This is a genomic window from Ferruginibacter sp. (assembly GCF_031430955.1).
GTDB lineage: Bacteria > Bacteroidota > Bacteroidia > Chitinophagales > Chitinophagaceae > Ferruginibacter.
This window is the reverse complement of the sequence record NZ_JANPCM010000454.1, coordinates 1-2690: the sequence shown is the minus strand read 5'-3', so window position 1 is coordinate 2690 and position 2690 is coordinate 1. Positions and strand designations below refer to the sequence as shown.

4 protein-coding genes are annotated in these 2690 nt (G+C 36.4%); all 4 read left to right on the top strand.

Annotation, left to right across the window (positions count from 1 at the left end; all coding sequences use genetic code 11):
- The coding region (locus ACY65O_RS12550) for an aldehyde dehydrogenase family protein (RefSeq protein WP_462221200.1) at positions 1–253 on the top strand (253 nt) is incomplete at its 5' end.
- A gap of 64 nt (positions 254–317) precedes the next feature.
- Positions 318–701 carry a YbbC/YhhH family protein gene (locus ACY65O_RS12545; protein WP_462221199.1) on the top strand — a complete coding sequence of 128 codons (384 nt, stop codon included), beginning with the start codon at positions 318–320 and terminating at the stop codon, positions 699–701.
- Between the two features lie 109 nt (positions 702–810).
- The gene (tnpA, locus tag ACY65O_RS12540) at positions 811–1272 is read left to right on the top strand and encodes an IS200/IS605 family transposase (RefSeq protein ID WP_462221198.1); all 462 of its coding nucleotides are present in this window, start codon (positions 811–813) and stop codon (positions 1270–1272) included.
- 411 nt (positions 1273–1683) lie between these two features.
- On the top strand, positions 1684–2690 hold a 1007-nt coding region (locus tag ACY65O_RS12535), incomplete at its 3' end, for an aminotransferase class III-fold pyridoxal phosphate-dependent enzyme (RefSeq protein ID WP_462221197.1).

Here is a 2690-nt window from a genome sequence, read left to right as displayed (position 1 = left end):
TGGCAATGCCGCCAGTGTGTTTACACAAAATGGTGCCATGGCCCGTTACATCATTGATAAGGCTAGTGCCGGAATGATTGGTGTTAACGTTGGTGTGCCTGTGCCCCGTGAGCCTTTTAGTTTTGGTGGCTGGAACGAAAGTAAATTTGGTGTAGGAGACATTACCGGAAAAAGTTCGATAGAATTTTGGACAAAGTTGAAAAAGAGTACGGTGAAATGGAATGCGGAAGCTGGGGTTAATTGGATGAGCTGAAGCCCCTGACCCCTGAAGGGGAACTTAGATTGTTACAGTAATCAATTACTCAATATTAATTTCAATGGAAAGAAAGATATCAAATTTAGTTTTATTAATTTTTATACTTCCTATTTTTTCCTGCGGACAAAATTTTAAAAATAGAACTGTTTTTGGAGAAAAAAATGCAAAGCAAATAATAAGGGAAGCGGTAAATGATAAAAATTATAAACCATTTTATGATACACTAATAAAAAATAAAGAAACTGCAATTGCTGTAGCCGAGCCAATACTTTTTAGTATTTATAGTAAGAAAGAAATTGTTTCACAAAGACCATATGAATGTTACCTTATCGAGGGATTTTGGTATCTGAGTGGAACACTTCCGAAGGATTGGAAAGGAGGAGTATTTGAAATTATTATAAATTCAAAAGACGGCAGAGTTATAAAACTAACGCATGGAAAATAAAAGCAAAGCCCGAAGGGCTGATATTACTATAGAAAAGAGATTTTAATAAAGAAACAGTAAACCCCGAAGGGGTGACATTAGAAAGCAGACATCACCAAAACCCAATAATATGCCTGGTACATTTTCTCAAATTTACATTCAATATGTTTTTGCAGTTAAGGGCAGGGAGAATATGATTAAACCGGTTTTTCAGGATGAATTGTATAAATACATTGCCGGAATTATAGAGGGCAAAGAACAAAAATCTTTAGCGGTAAATGGTATGCAGGATCATGTTCATGTGCTGGTGGGTTTAAAACCTGCAATGAAGATTTCGGATTTGATAAGAGATATTAAAAATAATTCCTGCAATTTTATTAATGACAAAGGATTTTTAAAACAAAAATTTTCGTGGCAGGAAGGTTATGGTGCGTTTTCTTATTCTCAATCTAATTTTGGAAATGTTATTGATTACATTAAAAATCAGAAGGAACATCATAAAAAGAAAACATTCAAACATGAGTATATGGGGTTTTTAAAAAAATTTGATATTCCATTTGAAGAAAAATATTTGTTTGAATTTTATGATTGAGGAGGGATGATGATGTTATAGATTAATGCAGGATTTTTTAATGTCACCCCTTCGGGGTTAGCGTATTATTGACAATGAGTTTCTATATTAATTATACCCCTTCGGGGTTGGACTATTAATGTAGATCCTATTCGTAGTTACGACATCCCTTGGGGATTTAAAACGAATGTGTTTTGAATTTGATATTGCTAACTTTAATAAACCAAGCCTGAAAGGCTGATATTAATATAGAAAAGAGATAGTAAAATTAAAATAACAAACCCCGAAGGGGTGACATTAGTAAAGTAAAACATCTTAAATAAAACACCATTAAAGCTCAGTAAAGAAATACCGTACAAGAGTGTCTCGCCTTAGGCCAGACCAATGAAGTAAAATAGAAATTCTTAAGCTGGGTTCAAAAAAAATAAAGTTATGAGTACAAAAACATTATCCGAAGCAACACAAATTATCCAGGACAACCTGGATTATACCTTATTTAGCTGGAGCAAACAAAAAGGTATTACACCTATTGCAGTAAAACATGCCGAAGGGGTTTATTTATATGACTACGATGATAAACGTTACATCGATTTTTCATCGGGGTTGATGAATGTAAATATTGGCCATGGCAACCAACGGGTAACCGATGCAGTGGTAAAGCAAATGCAGGAAGTAAGTTATGTAACGCCGAGTTGTGTTACCAAAGTTCGTGGGGAGTTGGGGAAAAAATTAGCCTCCATAACACCCAAAGGCTTAAATAAAACTTTGTTTACGGTGTGTGGCGCAACAGCAATAGAAAATGCAATAAAGCTGGCAAGGTTATACACCGGCCGCCATAAAATAATTACCAAGTACCGTGCTTTTCATGGGGCAAGTTATGGTGCTATGACTGCAGGCGGCGACCCAAGAAAATTACCGGCCGATAGTCAACAGGCACCCAACTTTGTGCATGTGGAAGATCCGTTTTGTTACCGCTGTCCGTTTGGACAAACCTTTGGAAAATGCAACTACGAATGTGCAAGCCACGTAGAAAGAGTGATTGATTTTGAAGGCCCCGAAAATGTGGCCGCCATTTTAATGGAAGGCGAAAGTGGCAGCAGCGGTTGTATAAAATATCCACCAGATTATTTTAAAAAAATACGGGCAATTTGCGATAAGCATGGCATTTTATTAATTGCGGATGAAGTAATGAGTGGCTTTGGCAGAACCGGTAAATGGTTTGGGATAGATAATCATGGAGTAATACCGGATATGATTGCAACAGCAAAAGGATTAACTGCAGGTTATCTTCCGTTTGGTGCATTGATAGTAAGTGATAAAATTGCTGCGGCGTATGATGATAAACCATTGATGCTTGGCTTAACCTACAGTGCACATGCTGTGGGCTGTGCGGCAGCGTTAGAAGTACTAAAAATTTATGAAGATGAAAATATGATTAC

Excerpts from the sequence above, each read along its gene's own strand:
- tnpA (WP_462221198.1), top strand. The coding sequence starts at position 811 with ATGCCTGGTACATTTTCTCAAATTTACATTCAATATGTTTTTGCAGTT.
- ACY65O_RS12545 (WP_462221199.1), top strand. The coding sequence starts at position 318 with ATGGAAAGAAAGATATCAAATTTAGTTTTATTAATTTTTATACTTCCT.